The 20015-nt window shown below is 69.9% G+C and carries 13 protein-coding genes; 5 read left to right on the forward strand and 8 right to left on the reverse strand.

Features of this window, described 5'->3' with window-relative positions; translation table 11 throughout:
• Position 1 precedes the first annotated feature (1 nt).
• Positions 2 to 277, forward strand: coding sequence for a DUF2164 domain-containing protein (locus KAK03_RS14740; RefSeq protein ID WP_210854708.1), 276 nt, complete (start codon positions 2 to 4; stop codon positions 275 to 277).
• A 40-nt stretch (positions 278 to 317) separates the two neighbouring features.
• On the opposite strand, the gene KAK03_RS14745 is transcribed toward KAK03_RS14740, so the two are convergent.
• Positions 318 to 812: a nuclear transport factor 2 family protein gene (locus KAK03_RS14745; protein ID WP_247661176.1), complete on the reverse strand. Its 495-nt coding sequence runs from the start codon at positions 810 to 812 to the stop codon at positions 318 to 320.
• Positions 813 to 1147: 335 nt separating this feature from the next.
• On the opposite strand from KAK03_RS14745, the gene KAK03_RS14750 reads away from it, so the two are divergent.
• Together KAK03_RS14750 and KAK03_RS14755 are read left to right on the forward strand one after the other, a co-directional pair.
• A complete protein-coding gene (locus tag KAK03_RS14750; RefSeq protein WP_210854709.1) occupies positions 1148 to 6346 on the forward strand; it encodes an MBG domain-containing protein in 5199 nt (1732 codons plus the stop codon).
• A 65-nt stretch (positions 6347 to 6411) separates the two neighbouring features.
• The gene (locus KAK03_RS14755) at positions 6412 to 8073 is read left to right on the forward strand and encodes a ShlB/FhaC/HecB family hemolysin secretion/activation protein (protein WP_210854710.1); all 1662 of its coding nucleotides are present in this window, start codon (positions 6412 to 6414) and stop codon (positions 8071 to 8073) included.
• A gap of 24 nt (positions 8074 to 8097) precedes the next feature.
• Here KAK03_RS14755 and KAK03_RS14760 read toward each other — a convergent pair whose 3' ends face one another.
• The 5 genes from KAK03_RS14760 to KAK03_RS14780 all read right to left on the reverse strand — a co-directional run bounded on the left by KAK03_RS14760 (position 8098) and on the right by KAK03_RS14780 (position 13589).
• Complete coding sequence (locus tag KAK03_RS14760) at positions 8098 to 9030, reverse strand: prenyltransferase (RefSeq protein ID WP_210854711.1); 933 nt, start codon at positions 9028 to 9030, stop codon at positions 8098 to 8100.
• 75 nt (positions 9031 to 9105) lie between these two features.
• Positions 9106 to 10896 carry an aspartate--tRNA ligase gene (gene aspS / locus KAK03_RS14765; protein ID WP_210854712.1) on the reverse strand — a complete coding sequence of 597 codons (1791 nt, stop codon included), beginning with the start codon at positions 10894 to 10896 and terminating at the stop codon, positions 9106 to 9108.
• A 119-nt stretch (positions 10897 to 11015) separates the two neighbouring features.
• Positions 11016 to 11678: a DUF502 domain-containing protein gene (locus KAK03_RS14770; protein ID WP_210854713.1), complete on the reverse strand. Its 663-nt coding sequence runs from the start codon at positions 11676 to 11678 to the stop codon at positions 11016 to 11018.
• Between the two features lie 18 nt (positions 11679 to 11696).
• Positions 11697 to 11999, reverse strand: a complete 303-nt coding sequence (locus KAK03_RS14775) for an FmdB family zinc ribbon protein (protein WP_210854714.1) — start codon at positions 11997 to 11999, stop codon at positions 11697 to 11699.
• Between the two features lie 114 nt (positions 12000 to 12113).
• Entirely contained in the window at positions 12114 to 13589 is a 1476-nt protein-coding gene (locus KAK03_RS14780; RefSeq protein WP_210854715.1) for a high affinity choline transporter 1, read from the reverse strand.
• A gap of 364 nt (positions 13590 to 13953) precedes the next feature.
• Between KAK03_RS14780 and KAK03_RS14785 the strand changes: the two genes are divergently transcribed.
• The gene (locus KAK03_RS14785) at positions 13954 to 16257 is read left to right on the forward strand and encodes an Ig-like domain-containing protein (protein WP_210854716.1); all 2304 of its coding nucleotides are present in this window, start codon (positions 13954 to 13956) and stop codon (positions 16255 to 16257) included.
• A 155-nt stretch (positions 16258 to 16412) separates the two neighbouring features.
• Positions 16413 to 17636, forward strand: a complete 1224-nt coding sequence (locus KAK03_RS14790; protein ID WP_210854717.1) for a hypothetical protein — start codon at positions 16413 to 16415, stop codon at positions 17634 to 17636.
• A 108-nt stretch (positions 17637 to 17744) separates the two neighbouring features.
• On the opposite strand, the gene ubiB is transcribed toward KAK03_RS14790, so the two are convergent.
• Entirely contained in the window at positions 17745 to 19301 is a 1557-nt protein-coding gene (gene ubiB / locus KAK03_RS14795) for a ubiquinone biosynthesis regulatory protein kinase UbiB (protein WP_375140984.1), read from the reverse strand.
• An 8-nt stretch (positions 19302 to 19309) separates the two neighbouring features.
• Positions 19310 to 19831 carry a hypothetical protein gene (locus tag KAK03_RS14800; RefSeq protein WP_210854719.1) on the reverse strand — a complete coding sequence of 174 codons (522 nt, stop codon included), beginning with the start codon at positions 19829 to 19831 and terminating at the stop codon, positions 19310 to 19312.
• Positions 19832 to 20015: the final 184 nt, after the last annotated feature.

Here is a 20015-nt window from a genome sequence, read left to right on the forward strand (position 1 = left end):
CATGCCCATCGACCTGCCCAAGGACGTCCGCGCTCAGGCCATCGCCTCGATCGAGCGCTACTTCCGCGAACACATGGACGAGCCGATCGGCAACATCGCCGCCAGCGGCCTGCTTGGCTTCTTCCTCGAGGAGATCGCCCCCGCCGTCTACAACCAGGCCGTCAGCGACGTGCAGGAGCGTCTGCAGGCGCGGGTGGCCGAGGTGGACCTGGAGGTGCACGAAGAGGCCTTCGGGTACTGGAAGAAGTACGAGAAGGCCGCCAAGGGCCGGCGGTGACGCCGCGGCGCACCCGGCCATCGCGCCGCTCGCGCCGCACTCAGTGCGCGTAGCTGAAGGCGCGGGTGATCGTCCAGCGCTGGTCCTGCAGACGCCACAGGATGGTGAACTCGGCACGGCCCTCGCACGGGTGCGTGCCGCCGCCGGGCTTGTAGTGGCAGAACGCGTGCTCGCCACGCGCCAGTGCACCGTAGTCCTTGATCGGCCAGACCTTCAGCGTGCCCGGCACCAGCTCGCGCTGGAACTTGCCGCAGACGTTGGCCGCGGTCTGCGCGATCATCGCGTCGCGGGTCCAGGTGACGCCGCCGAGGTCGTGGTAGAACTCCACCGCCGGATCGAAGAAGCTGGCGTAGCGTGCCAGCTGGCCCGGTTCGTGGCAGCGGTTGAAGGCATCGAAGGCGGCGCTGTCGAGCGCGGCGATCGTGCGATGAAGTGCTGACTCGACCGGACTGTCGTCGGCGGCGCGAGCGGCCTGGGCGGTCATCACCATGCCGGTGAGGACGAGGCTGCACAGAGACGGGCGAAGAGCGGGCATCGGGAACCCCTGGGCGGATTGGGAAGGCTGACATCGTCGGTAGCCAGCCCGGCGCCATCAAGCGCACGGCGACCACCCGCACAGGCCGCTGACCAGCTGCAGTCGGGGCCGACGAACGGGCCCCGCGGCGACAGATCCACACTCAGATGTGAGTGATTGCTCTCCTTCGGGCCGCCATGGCACGTATGCGCATGAGGTGCCGCACACCGGGCGGCCCTCATGGCGCGAGGCCGCTGGGCATTTCCCGCTCAACAGCAGGCCACACGCGCCGATACATCCCTCAGGTCCTGCGGCGCACAGGCGGCGCCGTGGGTGTGATCCCCCTGAGCCTTGCCATGACCCCTTCCTCGCTGAACCACAGTTTCCGTCTGATCTGGTCCGACCGTCTGCAGGCCTGGGTGGCCGTGGCGGAATGCACGGCCGGGCGGGGGAAATCGCGGTCCGGGCGGGCGGGGCGGGTGCTGCGCAGCCTGCTGGCCTCGGCGTCGCTGCTGGGTGCGGGCGCCGTGTGGGCGGCCGATCTGCCCACGGGCGGTCGGGTGACCTCCGGCAGCGCGACGCTCAGCCAGAGCGGGCATCTGCTGACAGTGCAGCAGTCCAGCCAGCGGCTGGTCACCTCCTGGGACAGCTTCAGCATCGCGCCAGGCAGCACGGTGCGCTTCATCCAGCCGGGCGCCTCCTCGGTGGCACTGAACCGGGTGCTGGGCGCCGAGGTGTCGACCATCCAGGGCGCGCTGCAGGCCAACGGCCAGGTGTTCCTGCTCAACCCCAATGGCGTGCTGTTCAGCCCCACGGCGCGGGTCGACACCGGTGGGCTGGTGGCCTCGACGCTGAACCTGGGCGATGCCGATTTCCTGGCCGGACGCTACCGCCTGAGCGGCAGCAGCACGGCCACGGTGCAGAACCAGGGCCAGATCCAGGCGCCGGGCGGCACGGTGGCGCTGCTGGCCGCGCGGGTGGTCAACGAAGGCCAGATCCGCGCGGACCGCGGCCATGTGGTGCTGGGCTCGGGCCAGGACATGACCCTGGACGTGGGCGGCCCGGTGCGCCTGCAGATCGACCGCGGTGCGCTGGACGGCCTGGTGGCCAACGGCGGGGCGATCCGCGCCGATGGCGGTACGGTGCTGCTGACCGCCCGGGCGGCCGACGCACTGAGCAGCTCGGTGATCAACCAGCAGGGCGTGATCCAGGCGCAGACGCTGTCCACCGGCGAGCGCGGCGAGATCGTGCTGCTGGGCGACATGGGCCACGGCACGCTGAACGCGGGGGGCCGGCTGGACGCCAGCGCGCCGACCGGCGGCCAAGGGGGCTTCGTCGAGACCTCGGCGGCCCAGGTCAACACCCAGGCGGGGCTGCAGGTCACGGCCGGGGCGCGCGATGGCGCGGGCGGTCAGTGGCTGATCGACCCGTACGACTACACGATCAACGCCACGGCCGCCGGCAACATCGCCTCGGCGCTGAACAGCGGCACCAGTGTCACCGTCACCACCCAGACCAACAACAGCAGCTACGGCGCCACGGCCAGCGGCAGTGGCGACATCACGGTCAGCAGTGCGATCACCAAGAGCGCCGGCGGCAACGCCACGCTGACGCTGCGCGCCGACCGCAACATCATCGTCAACAGCGCCATCAGCGCCAGCGCCGGCGCGCTGGGCATCACGCTCAGCTCGGCCAACAATGCGGCCAGCACGCTGGGCGGTGTGTCCATCAACGCCAACCTCAGCAGCAACGGCGGCCGCATCCTGATCGGCGGTGCCGGCGGCAGCGTGACCAGCAGCCAGGCCTACGGCATCGGCTATGCGCTCAACAGCAGCGCCAGCACGGCGGCGGTGAAGATCGGCAGCAACGTGTCGATCAGCTCGGGCGGTGGCGACATCACCATCAACGGCCGCTCGGCCGGTACCGCAGGCGGCGCCTACACCGGCGTCAACGGCGGCGTGTACGTGCTGTCTGGGGCCACGGTGGACACCAGCGGCGGCAACCTCTTCATCGGGGCGCGCAGCACCGGTGACGCCAAGGTCTTCGCCTTCGGCCTGGAAGCCTCGTCGGGCACCACCACCACCTTCAAGACCAGCACCGCAGGCGGCGGCATCTTCGTCGATGCGACCAACGACCTCAACGCGCTGGGCTCGCTGGGCCTGACCAGCAATGGCAGCCAGGCGCGCATCCAGTTCTGGGCGCCCAGCGTGGCGCACTTCCTGTTCCGCCTGAACGGCTCCAACCAGGCGGCCACCTTCACGCAGAGCCCGCCGTGCCACCCCGGCTACCCCAACTGCGGAACCATGGTCATCCCGGGCGGCAACCAGAGCTACACGTCGGCCGGCTACAACGCGGTGAGCATGGCGATGTACCCGATCTACATCTTCACCGGCAGCGCCACCCGCACCTATGACGGCACCACCGATGCCAGCGGCCTGGGGCTGAGCGCACTGGGCGGCCCGGTCGGCTTTGCCTACACCGACCTGGGCCCGCTGAGCTTCTCCACCTCCAGCAAGAACGTCGGCAGCTACACCTCGCTGACCAGTTCGGGCACCAACCCCACCACGTACCAGTCGGGCACCTACGCGGTGGCCTATTTCAACCAGGGCACCTACACCATCACCGCGCGGCCGATCAACAGTTTCTCGGCGGGCAACAAGGTGTATGACGGCACCACGGCGGCCCATGTCACCAGCAGCGACATCGTCAACGGTGACGCGGTGACGGTATCGGCCACCGGCGGCTTCACCAGCGCCAACGTGGGCCAGGGCATCACCGTGAACGTCAGCGGCGTGTCGCTGACCGGGGCCGATGCCCCCAACTACACCGTGAACGCCTCGGGCAACATCAGCACCACCGCCGACATCACGCCTGCGCCGCTGACCATCACCGCGGCCAATGCCAGCAAGACCTACAACGGCCTGGCCTACAGCGGCAGCAACGGCGTCAGCTACTCGGGTTTCGTCAACGGCGAGACCGCGAGCGTGCTGGGCGGCACGCTCAGCTATGGCGGCAGCGCGCAAGGTGCGACCAACGCCGGCAGCTACGCGATCACGCCGGCCGGGCTGACCTCGTCGAACTACGACATCAGCTTCGCCAATGGCACGCTGAGCGTCGATCCGGCCACGCTGACCTACACTGCCAGCGCCGCTTCGCGCACCTATGGCGCCGCCAATCCCAGCCTGAGCGGCAGCGTCACCGGCTTCGTCAATGGCGAGACCCTGGCCAGCGCCACCACCGGCACTGCCGCCTTCAGCACCACCGCCACCGGCAGCAGCCATGTCGGCAGCTACGGCATCACCGGCGCCGGCCTGGCGGCGAACAACGGCAACTATGTCTTCGTGCAGGACGCCGGCAATGCCAGCGCGCTGAGCATCACGCCCGCCACGCTGACCTACACCGCCAGCAGCGCCACACGCACCTATGGTGCAGCCAACCCCGCGCTGGGCGGCACCGTCACCGGCTTCGTCAACGGCGAGACCCTGGCCAGCGCCACCACCGGCACCGCCAGCTTCAACACCGCGGCCACCAGAGCCAGCCATGTGGGCAGCTACGCGGTCAACGGCTCGGGGCTGAGTGCCAACCACGGCAACTACACCTTCGCCCAGGCCGCCGGCAACAGCAGCGCCCTGGCGGTCACACCGGCCGCGCTGACCATCACCGCCAACGGGGACAGCAAGACCTACAACGGCCTGGCCTACAGTGGCGGCAACGGCGTCAGCTACTCGGGCTTCGTCAACGGCGAGTCGGACAGCGTGCTGGGCGGCACGCTCGGCTACAGCGGCAGCGCGCAAGGCGCCCGCAACGCCGGCAGCTACCTGATCACCCCCGCGGGCCTGAGTTCGTCGGACTACGACATCAGCTTCGCCAGCGGCACACTCATCGTGAACCCGGCCACGCTGACCTACACCGCCAACGCGGCCTCGCGCACCTACGGCGCGGTCAACCCGGCGCTGGGTGGCAGCGTCACGGGCTTCGTCAATGGCGAGACCCTGGCCAGCGCCACCACCGGCACGGCCGCCTTCAGCACCACCGCCAGCACCGGCAGTGGCGTCGGCAGTTACGGCATCAGCGGCAGCGGCCTGACGGCGAACCACGGCAACTATGTGTTCGTCCAGTCCGCGGGCAACACCCAGGCGCTGAGCATCACGCCGGCCACGCTGACGGTCACCGCCCATGACGCCCGCAAGACCTTCGACGGCCAGGCCTACAGCGGCGGCAACGGCGTCAGCTACAGCGGCTTCGTCAATGGCGAGTCGGCCGGCGTTCTGGGCGGTACGCTCAGCTACGGTGGCAGCGCCCAGGGCGCCAGCAACGCCGGCACCTACACCATCACGCCCCAGGGACTGACCGCCGCCAACTACACCATCGTCTTTGCCAACGGCAGTCTGACCGTGGACCGCGCCGCCCTGGTGGCGATCACCGCGGCGCTGTCTGGCCAGACCAGCAAGGTCTACGACGGCACGACCCGCGCCACCCTCGTGCCGGGCAATTTCGTGCTGAGCGGCTTCGTGGGCAGCGATGGCGCCACCGTGACACGCAGCGCGGGCGAGTACGCCAATGCGCAGGCCGGCACCGGCAAGCTGGTGAGCACCACGCTGCAGGCCTCGGATTTCGTGGCCAGCGGCGGCACCGATCTGTCGAACTACGTGCTGCCCACCAGCGCCAGCGGCTCGATCGGCACGATCACGCCGGCCTCGTTGACCGTGACGGCGGCGGATGTGGCCAAGGTCTACGACGGCCAGGCCTTCCACGGCGGCCAGGGCGTGCAGTTCAGCGGCTTCGTCAACGGCGAGTCGGCCAGCGTGCTGGCCGGCACGCTGAGCTACGGCGGCAGCGCCCAGGGTGCGCTGCATGCCGGCAGCAGTGTGATCCTGCCGCAGGGCCTGAGCTCGGCGAACTACGACATCCACTATGTCGGTGGCCAGTTGCTCATCACCCCGGCAACGCTGACGTTGGCGGCCCAGCCGGCGTCGCGCACCCAGGGCAGCGCCAATCCGGTGCTCGGCGGCAGCGTCACCGGCTTCGTCGGCAACGACACGCTGGCCAGCGCCACCACCGGAACCCTGGTCTTCACCAGCACGGCCGACGCCAGCAGCGCGCCAGGCTCCTACGCCGTGGTCGGCAGCGGCCTGAGCGCACGCTACGGCGACTACGTCTTCGTGCAGGCGCCCGGCAACCTGGACGCGCTGAGCGTGACCGCGCCGGCCAGCAACGCAGACGCCTTCCTGCCGCGCACCGCACCCGTCCCGAACTTCCCGGACAACGCGCTGCCGGCCCTGGGCAGCCAGGCCAGCGAGCCCACGCTGGGCAGCCTGAACTACGTGCCGATGAGCTCGGCGCCGACTGCAGACAACGCGCCCGCAGCGCCGACCAGCGGCGTGGCTGCCGCACCGGCCGGTGCGGGCCCGGCAGCGCCGGCTGCCGTCGGCCCACGTGCCGCGCGCGCCGGTCTGGCCGGCGTGGCCGTGTCCAGCGCCAATGGTCCGCTGGATGTCTTCGTGGTCGATGGCGGCATCAACGTCGACGCGCCAGACCGCGCGCCGGCACGCTGATCACCTCTGATTCCCCTGTTGTTCCGGTGATGCTGCGGCACCGCCACGCGATCCAATTTCCCACGATGACCCTCGCTCCCGTTCCCACCCGCCTGGCGCTGGCGCTCGCCTCGGCCCTGCTGGTTCCCGCCGCTCTGGCGCAGACCGGCGCCGGCATGCAGTTGCAGCAGCCCGTGCCCCCTCAGCCGCAGCTCAGCGACCCGGTGCTGCCTGCACCGGCATCTGCCCCGGCGGTGGCCGCCCCCAGCGGCAGCGGCCTGCGCACCGCGCTGCGATCGATCACGGTCAGCGGCAACACGCTGATTGACGCGCCCAGCCTGCTGGCGGCGTTGGGGCCCCTGGAAGACCGCCTGTTCGATCTGGCCGGGCTGCAGGCCCTGGCGCAGGCGGTGACCCAGCTCTACCGCGATCGCGGCTACCCCTTCACCCAGACCGTGCTGCCGCCGCAAAGCCTGGCCAGTGGTGAGCTGAGGCTGCAGGTCATCGAGGGCGTGTACGGCCGGATCACACCCGTGGGCGACGATCCACTGGTGCCGGGCGCGCAGCCCTTCCTGGACGCCCACCTCGCGCCGGGTGATGCCATCCACACCGCCGCGCTGGAACGCGCGATGCTGCTGCTCAACGACCAGCCGGGCTTCCGGGTCCAGCCCACGCTGCGCCCGGGCCAGGGCCGCGGTGAAGGCGACCTGGTGGTGGAGGTGGCACGCCGCAACCACTGGAGCGGCGAGGTCGGCCTGGACAACGCCGGCAGCCGCGCCACGGGCGAGTACCGCGCCCGCGCAGGGGTGTCGATCAACAGCCCGTGGCGTTTCGGCGACCGCGTGGCACTGACCGCGCTGGCCACCGACAAGCGCATGTGGCTGGGCTCGGCCGAGTACGAGAGCCCGCTCGATGGACGGGGCCTGCGTGGCGGCCTGTCGCTGGCGCGCACCAGCTACCAGCTGAGCGGCGGCTTCTCGGCCCTGGACGCCCAGGGGCGCGCCGATGTGCTGGGCCTGCGGCTGAGCCAGGCGGTCCAGCGGACCCAGCGCAGCAACCTGAGCGTGTCGCTGGGCCTGCAGGAGAAGCGCCTGCATGACGACTTCGGTGGCGGCAGCCTGCAGCGCGACAAGCGCAGCCGCCTGGCCCTGCTGGGGCTGCAGTTCGACCACCGCGACGACTGGCTGGGCGGCGGCGTCACCTACGGCTCGACCAGCCTGACGCTAGGCAGCCTGTCGCTGGACGCCGCCTCGACCGTGACCGATGCCGTCACGGCCCGCAGTGCGGGCGACTTCCAGAAGTGGAACCTCGACATCGCCCGCATCCAGCGCCTGGGCGGGCCCTTCAGCCTGTACGGCCGGTTCTCGGCCCAGGCGGCGGCCAAGAACCTCGACGCCTCCGAAAAGCTCGGCCTGGGCGGCTTCCTGGGCGTGCGCGCCTACCCGCTGGGCGAAGCGAGTGGCGATGCCGGCTGGCTGGGTCAGATGGAGCTGCGCTGGGACCTGGGCGCGGTCACGATGTTCGCGCTGGCCGATGGCGGGCGCATGCGCACCAACCAGCAGCCCTGGTCGGTCGACAGCCAGGCGCGCCGTTCGCTGGCCGGTGCCGGACTGGGTCTGCGCTGGCTGCACCAGCACGCCAGCGTGGAGGCCACGCTGTCGCAGCGGGTGCGCGGCGGCGCGCCGACGGCCGACACCGCGGACCGCCGGCCGCGCGCGTTCGTGGTCGCGTCCTACCGCTTCGACTGACGGCCTCGGCTGCGCTGCGGCTGCTCAGCGCAGGCGCGCGATCGCCACGAACGCGGCGGTCAACAGCGCGCCGTGGCTCACTGCCGCGGCAATCGCCAGCACGATGGCCGGCTTCAGCACGGCGGGTCGGTCGGCCCGGGCGATCACCAGCACCGCGCTGGGCAGCGACAGCGCCAGCGAGCCCAGCGCCCACCACGCGGTCATCGGCAGCACGTCGGCCCACCACCCCGCCAGCAGCCAGCCGTGGGCCAGCAGCACGCTGCCCAGGTGCGCCCAGGCCGCCGGCCGCGGCCCCCAGCGCACGACCAGGGTGCGTTTGCCCACCGTGGCGTCCGCGGCGGCATCCGGGTACTGCGCCACCCACAGCACGTTCATCACCAGCAGCGCCAGGCTGAGGCCGCTGACCATGGCGATGGCGCTGAAGGCGTGGCGCTGCACGTAGTCGGCGCCCACCACGATCAGCCACCAGCCGGCGGCCACCGACAACTCGCCCAGGCCGCGCGACATCAGCGCCACGCGCGGGCTGGAGTAGGCCCAGCCCAGCAGCGCGCCCGCCAGCCCCAACAGCAGCAGACCAGGGCCGGCGCGCGCGGTCAGCAGCAGCCCGCCGCCGATGACGACGATGGCCAGGTTGATCGCCGCCGTCCGGACCTGCGCCGCGCTGAACACACCGTCCTGGATGAAGCGCGAGCCGCCGGTGAAGGGGCCGATGCGACCGGTGTTGACGGCGTCCGAGCCGCCCACCGCGTCGCCATAGTCATTCCACAGGTTGACCGCCGCATGGGTGAGCAGCGCCAGCAGCACGGTGGCCACCGCACCCAGCGGGTCCCAGCCGCAGCCGCAGGCCTGGGCCTGGGCGATGCCGGTGGTGGTGGCCACCAGCGTGACGCTGAGGAAGCCGGGGCGGCTGGCCGCCACCCAGCGGCCGGCCCGTGCGATGTGCTCAGATACTGCCATGGGTACCCAGCATACGGCAGAAATGGACAGGGGCCCCGCAGGGCCCCTGAATGGCGCTCAGCGCGCTCCGTGCGCTCAGGCGGCCGCTTGCGGGTTGCGCAGGCGGATGTGCAGTTCGCGCAGCTGCTTCTCGTCGACCAGGCTGGGCGCGCCGGTCAGCAGGCACTGGGCGCGCTGGGTCTTCGGGAAGGCGATGACGTCGCGGATCGACTCGGCCTTGGTCATCAGCGTGACCAGACGGTCCAGGCCGAAGGCCAGGCCGCCGTGCGGCGGCGCACCGTACTGCAGCGCATCCAGCAGGAAGCCGAACTTGACCTTGGCGTCCTCGGGCGTGATCTTCAGCGCATCGAAGACCTTGGACTGCACCTCGGCGCGGTGGATACGGATCGAGCCGCCGCCCAGTTCCCAGCCGTTGAGCACCATGTCGTAGGCCTTGGCGATGCAGGCACCGGGGTCGGTGTCCATCAGGTTCTCGTGGCCGTCCTTGGGGCTGGTGAACGGGTGGTGCACCGCGTTCCAGCGGTCCTCCTCCTCGTCGTGCTCGAACATCGGGAAGTCGACCACCCACAGCGGCGCCCAGACGTCGTCGAACAGGCCATGCGACTTGCCGAACTCGGAGTGGCCGATCTTGATGCGCAGCGCGCCGATCGCGTCGTTGACCACCTTGGCCTTGTCGGCGCCGAAGAAGATCAGGTCGCCATTGCAGGCGCCGGTGCGCGCCAGGATCTCGGCGATCGCGGCATCGTGCAGGTTCTTGACGATCGGCGACTGCAGGCCCTCGCGGCCCTTGGCCACATCATTGACCTTGACCCAGGCCAGGCCCTTGGCGCCGTAGATCTTGACGAACTCGGTGTAGCCGTCGATCTCGCCGCGGCTCATCTCGCCGCCGCCAGGCACGCGCAGCGCCACCACGCGACCACCCGGGGTGGTGGCGGGGGTGGAGAAGACCTTGAAGTCGACGTCCTTCATCACCTCGGTCAGCTCGGTGAACTGCAGCTTGACGCGCAGGTCGGGCTTGTCCGAGCCGTACTTGAACATCGCGTCGGCGTAGCTCATCACCGGGTAGACCGGCAGGTCCACGCCAATGGCGTTCTTGAACACCGTGCGGATCATGCCCTCGAACATCGCGCGGATCTCTTCCTCGGTGAGGAAGGAGGTCTCGATATCGATCTGCGTGAACTCGGGCTGGCGGTCGGCGCGCAGGTCCTCGTCGCGGAAGCACTTGGTGATCTGGTAGTAGCGGTCGAAGCCGGCCACCATCAGCAGCTGCTTGAACAGCTGCGGGCTCTGCGGCAGCGCGAAGAACTGGCCGTCGTGCACGCGGCTGGGCACCAGGTAGTCGCGCGCGCCCTCGGGCGTGGACTTGGTCAGCATCGGGGTCTCGATGTCGACGAAGCCGTTGGCGTCGAGGAACTTGCGCACTTCCATCGCCACGCGGTAGCGCAGCATCAGGTTCTTCTGCATCGCCGGGCGGCGCAGGTCCAGCACGCGGTGCGTCAGGCGCACGGTCTCGCTGAGGTTGTCGTCGTCGAGCTGGAACGGCGGCGTGACGCTGGCGTTGAGCACTTCCAGCTCATGGCACAGCACCTCGACCTTGCCGGAAACGAGGTTGGCGTTCTCGGTGCCGGCCGGGCGGGCCCGGACCTTGCCGACGACCTTCAGGCAGAACTCGCCGCGCACGCCCTCGGCGGTCTTGAACATCTCGGGGCGGTCGGGGTCGCAGACGATCTGCACCAGGCCTTCGCGGTCGCGCAGGTCGATGAAGATCACGCCGCCATGGTCACGGCGGCGATGGGCCCAGCCCATCAGGGTCACGGTCTGGTCCATCAGCGCTTCGCTGACCAGGCCACAGTAGGTGGTACGCATGGGATGCTTCTCCGTACGGAAACTGGTGAGGTGGCGGTGCCGCGCGGGCGCCGCAGAGGTGTTGTCGTGCCTCGGGGGTGGAGCGGTCAGCCCTCAGGACTGAATGCCGGGCCAGGCATTCAGCCCGCCCGGTTGGGGTCAGCCTCCTCCGGCCGGGGCTGCGGGGCCTCGGCCGGGGGCGCGACCACGCCCATCGAGATGATGTACTTGAGCGCCTCGTCCACGCTCATCTGCAGCGGCCGCAGCGCGGTGCGCGGCAGCATCAGGAAGAAGCCCGAGGTGGGGTTGGGCGTGGTGGGCACGTAGACGCCCACGTGCTCGCCCGGCAACTGGTCGGCCACGTCGCCACCGGGCGTGCCGGTGACGAAGGCGATCGTCCAGGCGCCGGCACGCGGGTACTCGATCAGCACCGCCTCGCGAAAGGCGTTGCCGTTGCTGGAGAACAGCGTGTCCGAGACCTGCTTGACCGAGCTGTAGATCGACTTGACGATGGGGATGCGGTTGAGCAGCGCATCCCATTGCCGCACCCACCACTGGCCGAAGATGTTGGTGACGAACACGCCGGTCAGCACCAGCAGCACGACCATCACCACCACGCCCAGGCCCTTGATCCGGCGCAGCGCGTCAAGGAAGTCGTAGGCGCTGTGCGGCAGCAGCACCTGCGCCACCGACAGCACGCCGGCGAACATGCCGTCCATCATGCCCAGCACCCACAGCAGCACCCAGACGGTGATGGCCAGGGGCAGCCAGGTCAGCAGGCCGGCGAGCAGGTACTTTTTCACGTCAGGGGGTGTCCCGGGTCAATGGCAGGCGCAGGAGCCGCCGCAGGGCGTGCCGCCCGACGGTGCGGCAGGCGCGCTGCTGTCAGCCGCAGGAGCGGCGGCCGGCGCGGCAGCGGCGGTGGATGCAGCGGCGGCGCCACCGCCCTTGAAGTCGGTGGCGTACCAGCCCGAGCCCTTGAGCTGGAAGCCGGCGGCGGTCAGTTGCTTGGAAAACTGCTCGGCACCGCAGGCGGGGCAGACCGTCAGCGGGGCATCGGACATCTTCTGCAGCACGTCCTTGGTGTGGCCGCACGCGCCGCAGCGATAGGCGTAGATCGGCATGACCTGTCCCTCACACAAAACCGTTGATTATAAATTGACCGCCCCGTCGCTGGTTGCCTAGGCCGGCGGGGAGGTCGCCCGAGAGGGCGAAGGTGGGGACGATGGCGCCCGGCTTCAAGCCCCCGGCGCGTCGGGCAGGCCTTCGACGTGCTGTTTGTGCACGTGGCGGTTCTTCAGCCACTGCGGCGCCAGCGAGCCGGCGATCATGCCCACGAAGGCGGCGATCAGGCCGGCCAGCTGGCCCGGGAAGGCCTGGCCGAAGTCGCTGACCTGCGGGAAGAAGACGATCCACACACCGACGCCGGCGCCCAGCGAGAAGATCGCGCCCTGGGTGGTGGCGCGCTGCCAGTACAGGCCCATCACCAGCGGCACGAAGGCGCCGACCAGCGTCACCTGGTAGGCGGCCGAGACGAGGTCGTAGATCGGCGTGCCCTTCATCGCGATCGCATAGGCCAGCACCAGCGCGGCGAAGATGACGATGGTCCAGCGCATCGCCAGCAGCTGTTCGCGGTCCTTCATCGGGCCGCGCAGGTTCTTGACGATGTTCTCGACGAAGCTGGTGGAGGGTGCCAGCAGCGTGGCCGAGCTGGTGCTCTTGATGGCCGACAGCAGCGCGCCGAAGAACAGGATCTGCATGATCAGCGGCATCTGGCCCAGCACGAAGGTGGGCAGCAGACGCTGGTAGTCGTTCTCGGCCAGGTCCAGGGCCTGCTGGCCCAGCACCACCACCGCGCTCATCACGATGAACATGGGCACGAAGGCGAACAGGATGTAGGCGAAGCCGCCGATCATCGCGCCGCGGCGCGCGGTCTGCGCATCCTTGGCCGACATCACGCGCTGGAACACGTCCTGCTGCGGGATGCTGCCCAGCATCATGGTCAGCGCGGCGCCCAGGAACATCGCGATCTCGGTGAAGCTGGGTTCGGGGAAGAACTTCCACAGGTCCTTGTCGGTGGCCACGGCCAGCACCTTGTCGGCGCCGCCGGCCAGGTCGGCCGAGAAGATGGCGATCACCGACAGGCCCACCACCAGCACGATCATCTGGATGAAGTCGGTCCAGGCCACCGCCAGGAAGCCGCCGACCACCACATAGATCAGCACCGCCAGCGTGCCGACGATCATGCCGGCGGTCTCGCTCATCGCACCGTCGGTCAGCACCGAGAAGACCAGGCCCAGCGCGGTGATCTGCGCCGCCACCCAGCCCAGGTAACTCAGGATGATGGCCAGCGAGCAGAAGACCTCGACGCCCTTGCCGTAGCGCTCGCGGTAGAAGTCGCCGATGGTCAGCAGGTTCAGCCGGTACAGCTTGGCCGCAAAGAAGGCGCCCACCAGGATCAGGCAGGTGCCGGCGCCGAACGGGTCTTCCACGATGGCGCCCAGGCCGCCCTGGACGAAGCGTGCCGGGATGCCCATCACCGTCTCGGCGCCGAACCAGGTGGCGAAGGTGGTGGTGATCACCATGATCAGCGGCAGGCTGCGGCCGGCAATCGCGAAGTCGCTGGTGTTCTTGATGCGCGTGCCGGCCCACAGGCCCAGGCCGAGCGTGCCCAGCAGGTAGAGCACGACGAAGACGATCAGCGTGGTGTTCATGGCGCGAACTTGAGGGTCTGGCAGGAAGCGGCCGCCCCAACGCGGCCGGGGGCGATTATCGCGGCAGCGGCGGCCCGGTTGCGGTGCGGCGTCGATGCCGGCGCGACCCCTGCGCCCCGCCGTCACCCGGGACACCCGGGGAGACCCGCGCTAGGACAAACCCGTTGATCGGGCGGTTTGGCCGCAGACCCTAGGGAAAGCGACAAGGCCGGCGCCTTGTCAAGGCCAACGCTCGACCCTAAGCTTGTCTGAAAGCGCTTTCAACGATTTCATCCCTTCCCGATCCGACGGCCCAGATCCCGACCCGACGCCCCAGCGGCCGCCTCACGGAGGCGGCCACGGCTGACCGAAAGGCCCGACCCGCATGAACGCCTTTGCGAACCGATTCTCCCTGGCTGCCAGCCTGCTGGCCGCCTGCCTGGTGCTGGCCGCTTGCGGCGGCGGCAGCGCCACCCCGCCGCCGGTCACCGTGTCCGAGCCCACCGGTGGCGGCACCTCCACCGACACCACGCCCCCCACGCTGACGATCACCGACGATGTGGCCGACGGCGTGAAGGCCTCTGGCGACGTGACCTTCACCTTCGCCTTCAGCGAGCCGGTGGGAACCTCGTTCAACACCGCGGGCGTCAGCCTCACCGGCGGCACCAAGGGCGCGTTCACGGTGACCAGCAACAGCTCGGCCACCCTGGTGGTGACGCCCCTGCCCGACACCGTCGGCTCGATCGTCATCACGATCGGGGCGGGCAAGTTCTTCGATGCCGCGAACAACCTGAACACGACCAGCATCACGCACAGCCAGGACTACGACACCGACCTGCCGCCCACCGTGTCGATCACCGACGACGTGGCCGCAGACGTGGCCGATGGGCCGGTCACCTTCACCTTCCACTTCAGCAAGGACATCGGCTCGTCCTTCACGGCGGCGGACATCAGCACCTCGGGCGGCAGCGTCGGCGCCTTCACCCGTGTCAGCGGCAGCGTGGCCACGCTGCGCATGCTGCCGCCGGCCAATGGCACCGGCAGGCTGTCGGTCAGCGTGGCACCGGGCTCGGTGATCGACCTGGCGGGCCACGCCAACACCGTGGGTGCCTCCGCCCACCAGGACTACCTCACCACGGCCGATGTGACGCCGCCGACGCTGCTGATCACCGACAACGTCCTGACCGACCCGGCCAGCGGCGTGGTCACCTTCACCTTCACCTTCAGCGAGGACGTGGGCAGCAGCTTCACGGCGGGCGACATCACCGTGACCGGCGGCACCGCGGGCACGCTGCAACGTGTTGACGCCACCACCGCGCGGCTGGCCGTGACACCCCCCACCAACGCCAGCGGCGTGATGAGCGTCAGCGTGGCCGCCGGCCGCTTCAGCGACCTCAGCGGCAACGCCAACACCGCGGCCGCCAGCGCCAGCCAGAGCTTCGACACCCGCGTGACCTCGGGCGACACCGGCACCTGCACCAGTGCGCCCTGCCTGGATTTCGCCGGTGCCAACGTCGGCTACCTGCCCTTCGAGGGACTGGTCACGGCAGAGCAATCGGCCGATCCGGTCAATGCGCTGAACAAGGTGGCCAAGTTCGTCAAGGGCCCGAGCGGCCAGCCCTGGGCCGGTGCCACCGTCTACACCGCGGCCACCGACAACTCGGTGGCTGCGGTGGGGCTGTCGACCAGCAAGCTGGTCACGCTGCGGGTCTATGCCGAGGCGGCCGGCCAGACCATCCGCATGAAGATCGAGAATGCGGCCGACTCGCTCACCTCGCTCGAGGCCGAAGCCCTGACCACCCAGGCAGGCGTCTGGGAGACGCTGACCTTCGACTTCTCGGCACCGGTGGCGGGCACCTACGACCCCTGCAAGGCCTACAACAAGGTCAGCCTGTTCCCGCAGTTCTCGGTCAGCGCCCCGCCGGCCGCGAACACCACCACCTACTTCGACGAACTGAAGTACGCCGCCGACACCGGTGGTGGCGGTGGTGACAGCTGCGGTGTCGACCTGATCGACCTGGTCGGCGGCAAGTTCGCCAGCAGCTATTCAGCGTCCGGCAATGCCTGGATCTCGGCCGAAGGCGGCGACGCGATCACCTACATCGACAGCAGCGTCACCACCCAGTACTGGTGGGGCGGCTCGGCCCCGGGATCGGACACCACGCCGGCCAACTACTACTTCGGGTATGGCATCAATGTGGCCAGCAAGCCCTGGGGCTTTGCCGCCGCCGTGAAGGCGCCCACCAATGGCGCGGCGCGCGTGGCGCAGTACGGCAGCTTCAAGATCGAGGTCTGGGGCAACGACGAGTTGATGCGCACCCTGCCCACGCTGACGGTGCTGATGGTCGGCAAGACGATCAATGGCTGCGCCGCGGTGCTGCAGGGCAGCTTCCAGGTCACCGGCACCGGGCCGCGCGCCTACACCGTGCCGATGTCCAGCCTGGTGCTGCAGACGCCCTGCGCCTTCACCACGCCGACGGCGGCCCTGATCGGCGGCGTGGCCGAGATCCACATCCAGGTGCTCGGCGACAACGTCCAGTACAGCACGCCCGCCGACGGCAATGGCAACTACGCGAACGGCCTGAACATCGGCCCGATGACCTTCCTCAACACCGGCCTGATCCGCCACAAGCGGCCCCAGGCCCACCCGCCCCGCCTGCCCAGGCCGCACCTGCGCGCCACCGACTGAGGCGCCGACCTTCCACGACACGCAAGCCAGCCCGGCAGGACCCTTGCCATCCTGCCCACCACAAGACTGAGCCCATCTGAAAGCGATTTCAGACGCGACACCGCCGCGATGGCAACGACCCCACTCCCTCACCCGTCCGCAAGGAGCTTCCGACCATGACCGCCTCTCTCAAGACCTTCCCTCTGTCAACGCTGGCCCTCTCCGTGGCCCTGTGCCTGGGCACGGGCTTCGTCACCTCCGCCGTGGCCGCCACCGAAGCGACCTGCGCCCGGGGCATGACCTGCCTGAGCTTCAGTGCCAGCACCCTGTACGACCCGTTTGAAGGTCTGGTGTCGGCCGGCATGGTCAAGGACCCGGTCAAGGCGAACCGCCCGAACAACGTGGCCAAGTTCGTCAAGGGCCCGTCCGGCCAGCCCTGGGCAGGCGCCACGGTGTACACCAACGCCACCGACAAGTCGGTCAAGCCGATCGGGCTGGACAAGAGCAAGATCATCACCGTGCGCGTCTATGCCGCGGCAGCCGGCCAGACGATCCGCCTGAAGGTCGAGAACTCGCTGGACCCGACCACCTCGGTCGAGACCGATGCCACGACCACGGTCGGTGGCGCCTGGGAAACGCTGACCTTCGACCTGGGCCAGCCGGCGCCCGGCACGCCCGCCTACAACCCGGCCAAGACCTACAACAAGATCAGCCTGTTCCCGCAGTTCTCGGTCACCGCGCCGCCGGCTGCGGACACCACCACCTACTTCGACGACCTGGTCTACACCACCAAGAAGGGCAGCGGTCCTCAGGCGCCGCTGGTCTACGCCGCCAACTATTCGCAGGTCGACCCGGTGACCTGGACCTCCACGCAAGGCGGCACCGCCGGCAACTACATCGACACCACGGTGCCGAGCCAGTACTGGTGGAATGGCGTGGCCCCGGGCGACGCGACGCCGAGCTTCTACTTCGGCTACGGCATCAACGTGAACCAGAAGCCCTGGGGCTTCGGCGCCTACGTCAATGCGCCGGCCAATGGCACGGTCAAGGTGGGCGGCTACACGAACATGCGGATCGCCGTGTGGGGCAACGATGAGCTGATGAACCACCACCCGAACCTGGCGCTGCTGCTGGTGGGCCCGTCGATCAGCGGCTGCGCCGCCGTTCTGACCAGCTCGGTCGCGGTGACGGCTCCGGGCGTGCAGAACTACACCGTGCCGATCAGCAGCTTCGCCCTGACCACGCCCTGCGGCTATGCCAGCGCCAGCGCCGCGCTGGCGGGTGGCACGGCCTCGGCCCACGTGCAGGTGCTGGGCAGCAACATGCAGTTCACCGCGGCCACCGACGGCAATGGCAACTACGCGAACGGCCTGAACATCGGCCCGATCAGCTTCGAGTGAAGCTCCCCGCGGGCCTGGCGGGCGAGCGTCTGGCAACGGCGCTCACCGCCTGGCCTGCCGCCGCGCCCGGGGGCCCGCCCTCGGGCGCGGACGTGCAAGGGCGGACGCTCAGAGCCCGCCGTGGCCGAAGACCTGGGTGACCAGCCGGGCCACCACCATGCCCAGCAGGAAGCCGCCGGCGGCCACCAGCAGCATGGTCACCAGGCGGTTGGTGCGGCGCTGCTCACGCAGCAGCGCGCGCAGCAGGTCGCGGTCGTCGCGCGGCGGGCGCTCCAGCGCGTGGTGCACCAGGCGCGGCAGGTCGGGCAGCAGGCGGGCGTACTGCGGCGCCTCGTCCTTCAGGCGGCGCACCAGCGCGCGCCAGCCCACCTGCTCGTCCATCCAGCGCTCCAGGAAAGGCTTGGCGGTGTCCCACAGGTCGAGGTCGGGGTCCAGTTCGCGGCCCAGGCCTTCGACATTGAGCAGGGTCTTCTGCAGCAGCACCAGCTGGGGCTGGATCTCGACATTGAAGCGGCGCGAGGTCTGGAACAGGCGCAGCAGCACCTGGCCCAGCGAAATGTCTTTCAGCGGGCGGTCGAACTGCGGCTCGCAGGTGGCGCGCACCGCCGCTTCCAGCTGCTCGACGCGGGTGCTGGCCGGCACCCAGCCGCTCTCCACGTGCAGTTCGGCCACTCGCTTGTAGTCGCGGCGGAAGAAGGCGATGAAGTTCTGCGCCAGGTAGTTCTTGTCGACCTCGGTGAGCGTGCCGATGATCCCGAAATCCAGCGCGATGTAGCGGCCGAAGGTGGCCGGGTCGACGCTGACCTGGATGTTGCCCGGGTGCATGTCGGCATGGAAGAAGCCGTCGCGGAAGACCTGGGTGAAGAAGATGGTCACGCCGTCGCGCGCCAGCTTCTTGATGTCCACGCCCGCCTCGCGCAGGCGGTCGACCTGGCTGATCGGGATGCCCTTCATCCGCTCCATCACGATCACGCTGGCGGTGCACAGGTCCCAGTGCATCTCGGGCACGATGATCAGCGGCAGGTCGGCCATGTTGCGGCGCAGCTGGGCGGCGTTGGCCGCCTCGCGCACCAGGTCAAGCTCGTCGTGCAGGTAGGTGTCGAACTCGGCCACCACATCGCGCGGGCGCAGGCGGCGGCCATCCACCGACAGCCGCTCGACCCAGCCCGCCAGCACATGCAGCAGCGCCAGGTCGTCCTCGATCACCGCCAGCATGCCCGGGCGCAGCACCTTGACCGCCACTTCTCGGCCGTCGGGCAGGCTGGCGAAGTGCACCTGGGCGATCGAGGCGCTGGCCACCGGCTCGGGCTCGAACTGCGCGAACAGCTCCGCCACCGGACGGCCCAGCGCCTGCTCGATCAGCGCCTGCGACTGCGCCGCCGGGAAGGGCGGCACGCGGTCCTGCAGGTGGGCCAGTTCGGTAGCGATGTCGGGCGGCACCAGGTCGGGCCGGGTGGAGAGCACCTGGCCGAACTTGATGAAGATCGGGCCCAGCGCCTCCAGCGCCAGGCGCAGGCGCACGCCGCGGGGCTGGGCGGCGACCTCGGCCGCCGGCCGCACCAGCGCCAGCGCCCAGCCGGCGGGCCGGCGGGTCAGGGTCTGCAGTGCCAGCTCGACGACGCCCAGGCGCCAGAAGGTCAGGATGATGCGGGAGAGCCGCAGCAGCTTGCGCATCAGGGTTTGCGCACCGCGCCGGCGACACCCTGCACCAGGCCCCGGGCGGCGGCCAGCACCTGCTCGCCGGCCCGCGCGACGGTGTCGCCCAAGGGGCCGCCGACCACGCGCTCCAGATCGGCCGCGATGTCCCAGCGCACGTTGGCCAGGATCCAGGTGATGTCGGCGGCCAGTGCCGCGTCGCCCTCCACATGCACCTCGGGCACCTGGCCGCTGGCCAGGCTGCGCGCTGCACTCAGCGGCTGCGACGCATCCACGCGCAGGCGCAGGTCGGGTTGGTCGGCGCCAGGCTCGTCCGCGGCCACGGCCTCGAGCAGGCCGGCCGGGGTGATGCGCAGCGTCATCGGCGGCGGCGGCGGCAGCGGGATGCGCCAGCCATCGACCTCCACGCGCAGCGTGCGGCCTTGGCGGACCTTGAGGCGGTCGGTGGCGACGGGCGCCGCCGTGAGCACATGGTTGGCCAGCAGCACAAAGCGGGCGGCCGCGGCAGGCAGGACGAGATCGGTCAGCGGGTTGGCCATGGGGCGCGATTGTAGGAGGGCCCCTGAGCCGGCCCCACGCGCTGCGTCAAGCCCCCGCGCTGGCGTAGCCGTCCGGGTTGCCGCTCTGCCAGCGCCAGGCGTCGGCGCACATCTGCTCGAGGCTGCGCGTGGCCTGCCAGCCCAGCAGCTCGCGCGCCCGCGTGGCGTCGGCGTAGTAGCTGGG

The sequence above is a fragment of the Ideonella alba genome, from assembly GCF_018069845.1.
In the GTDB taxonomy this organism is placed as follows: Bacteria; Pseudomonadota; Gammaproteobacteria; order Burkholderiales; family Burkholderiaceae_C; genus Ideonella; species Ideonella alba.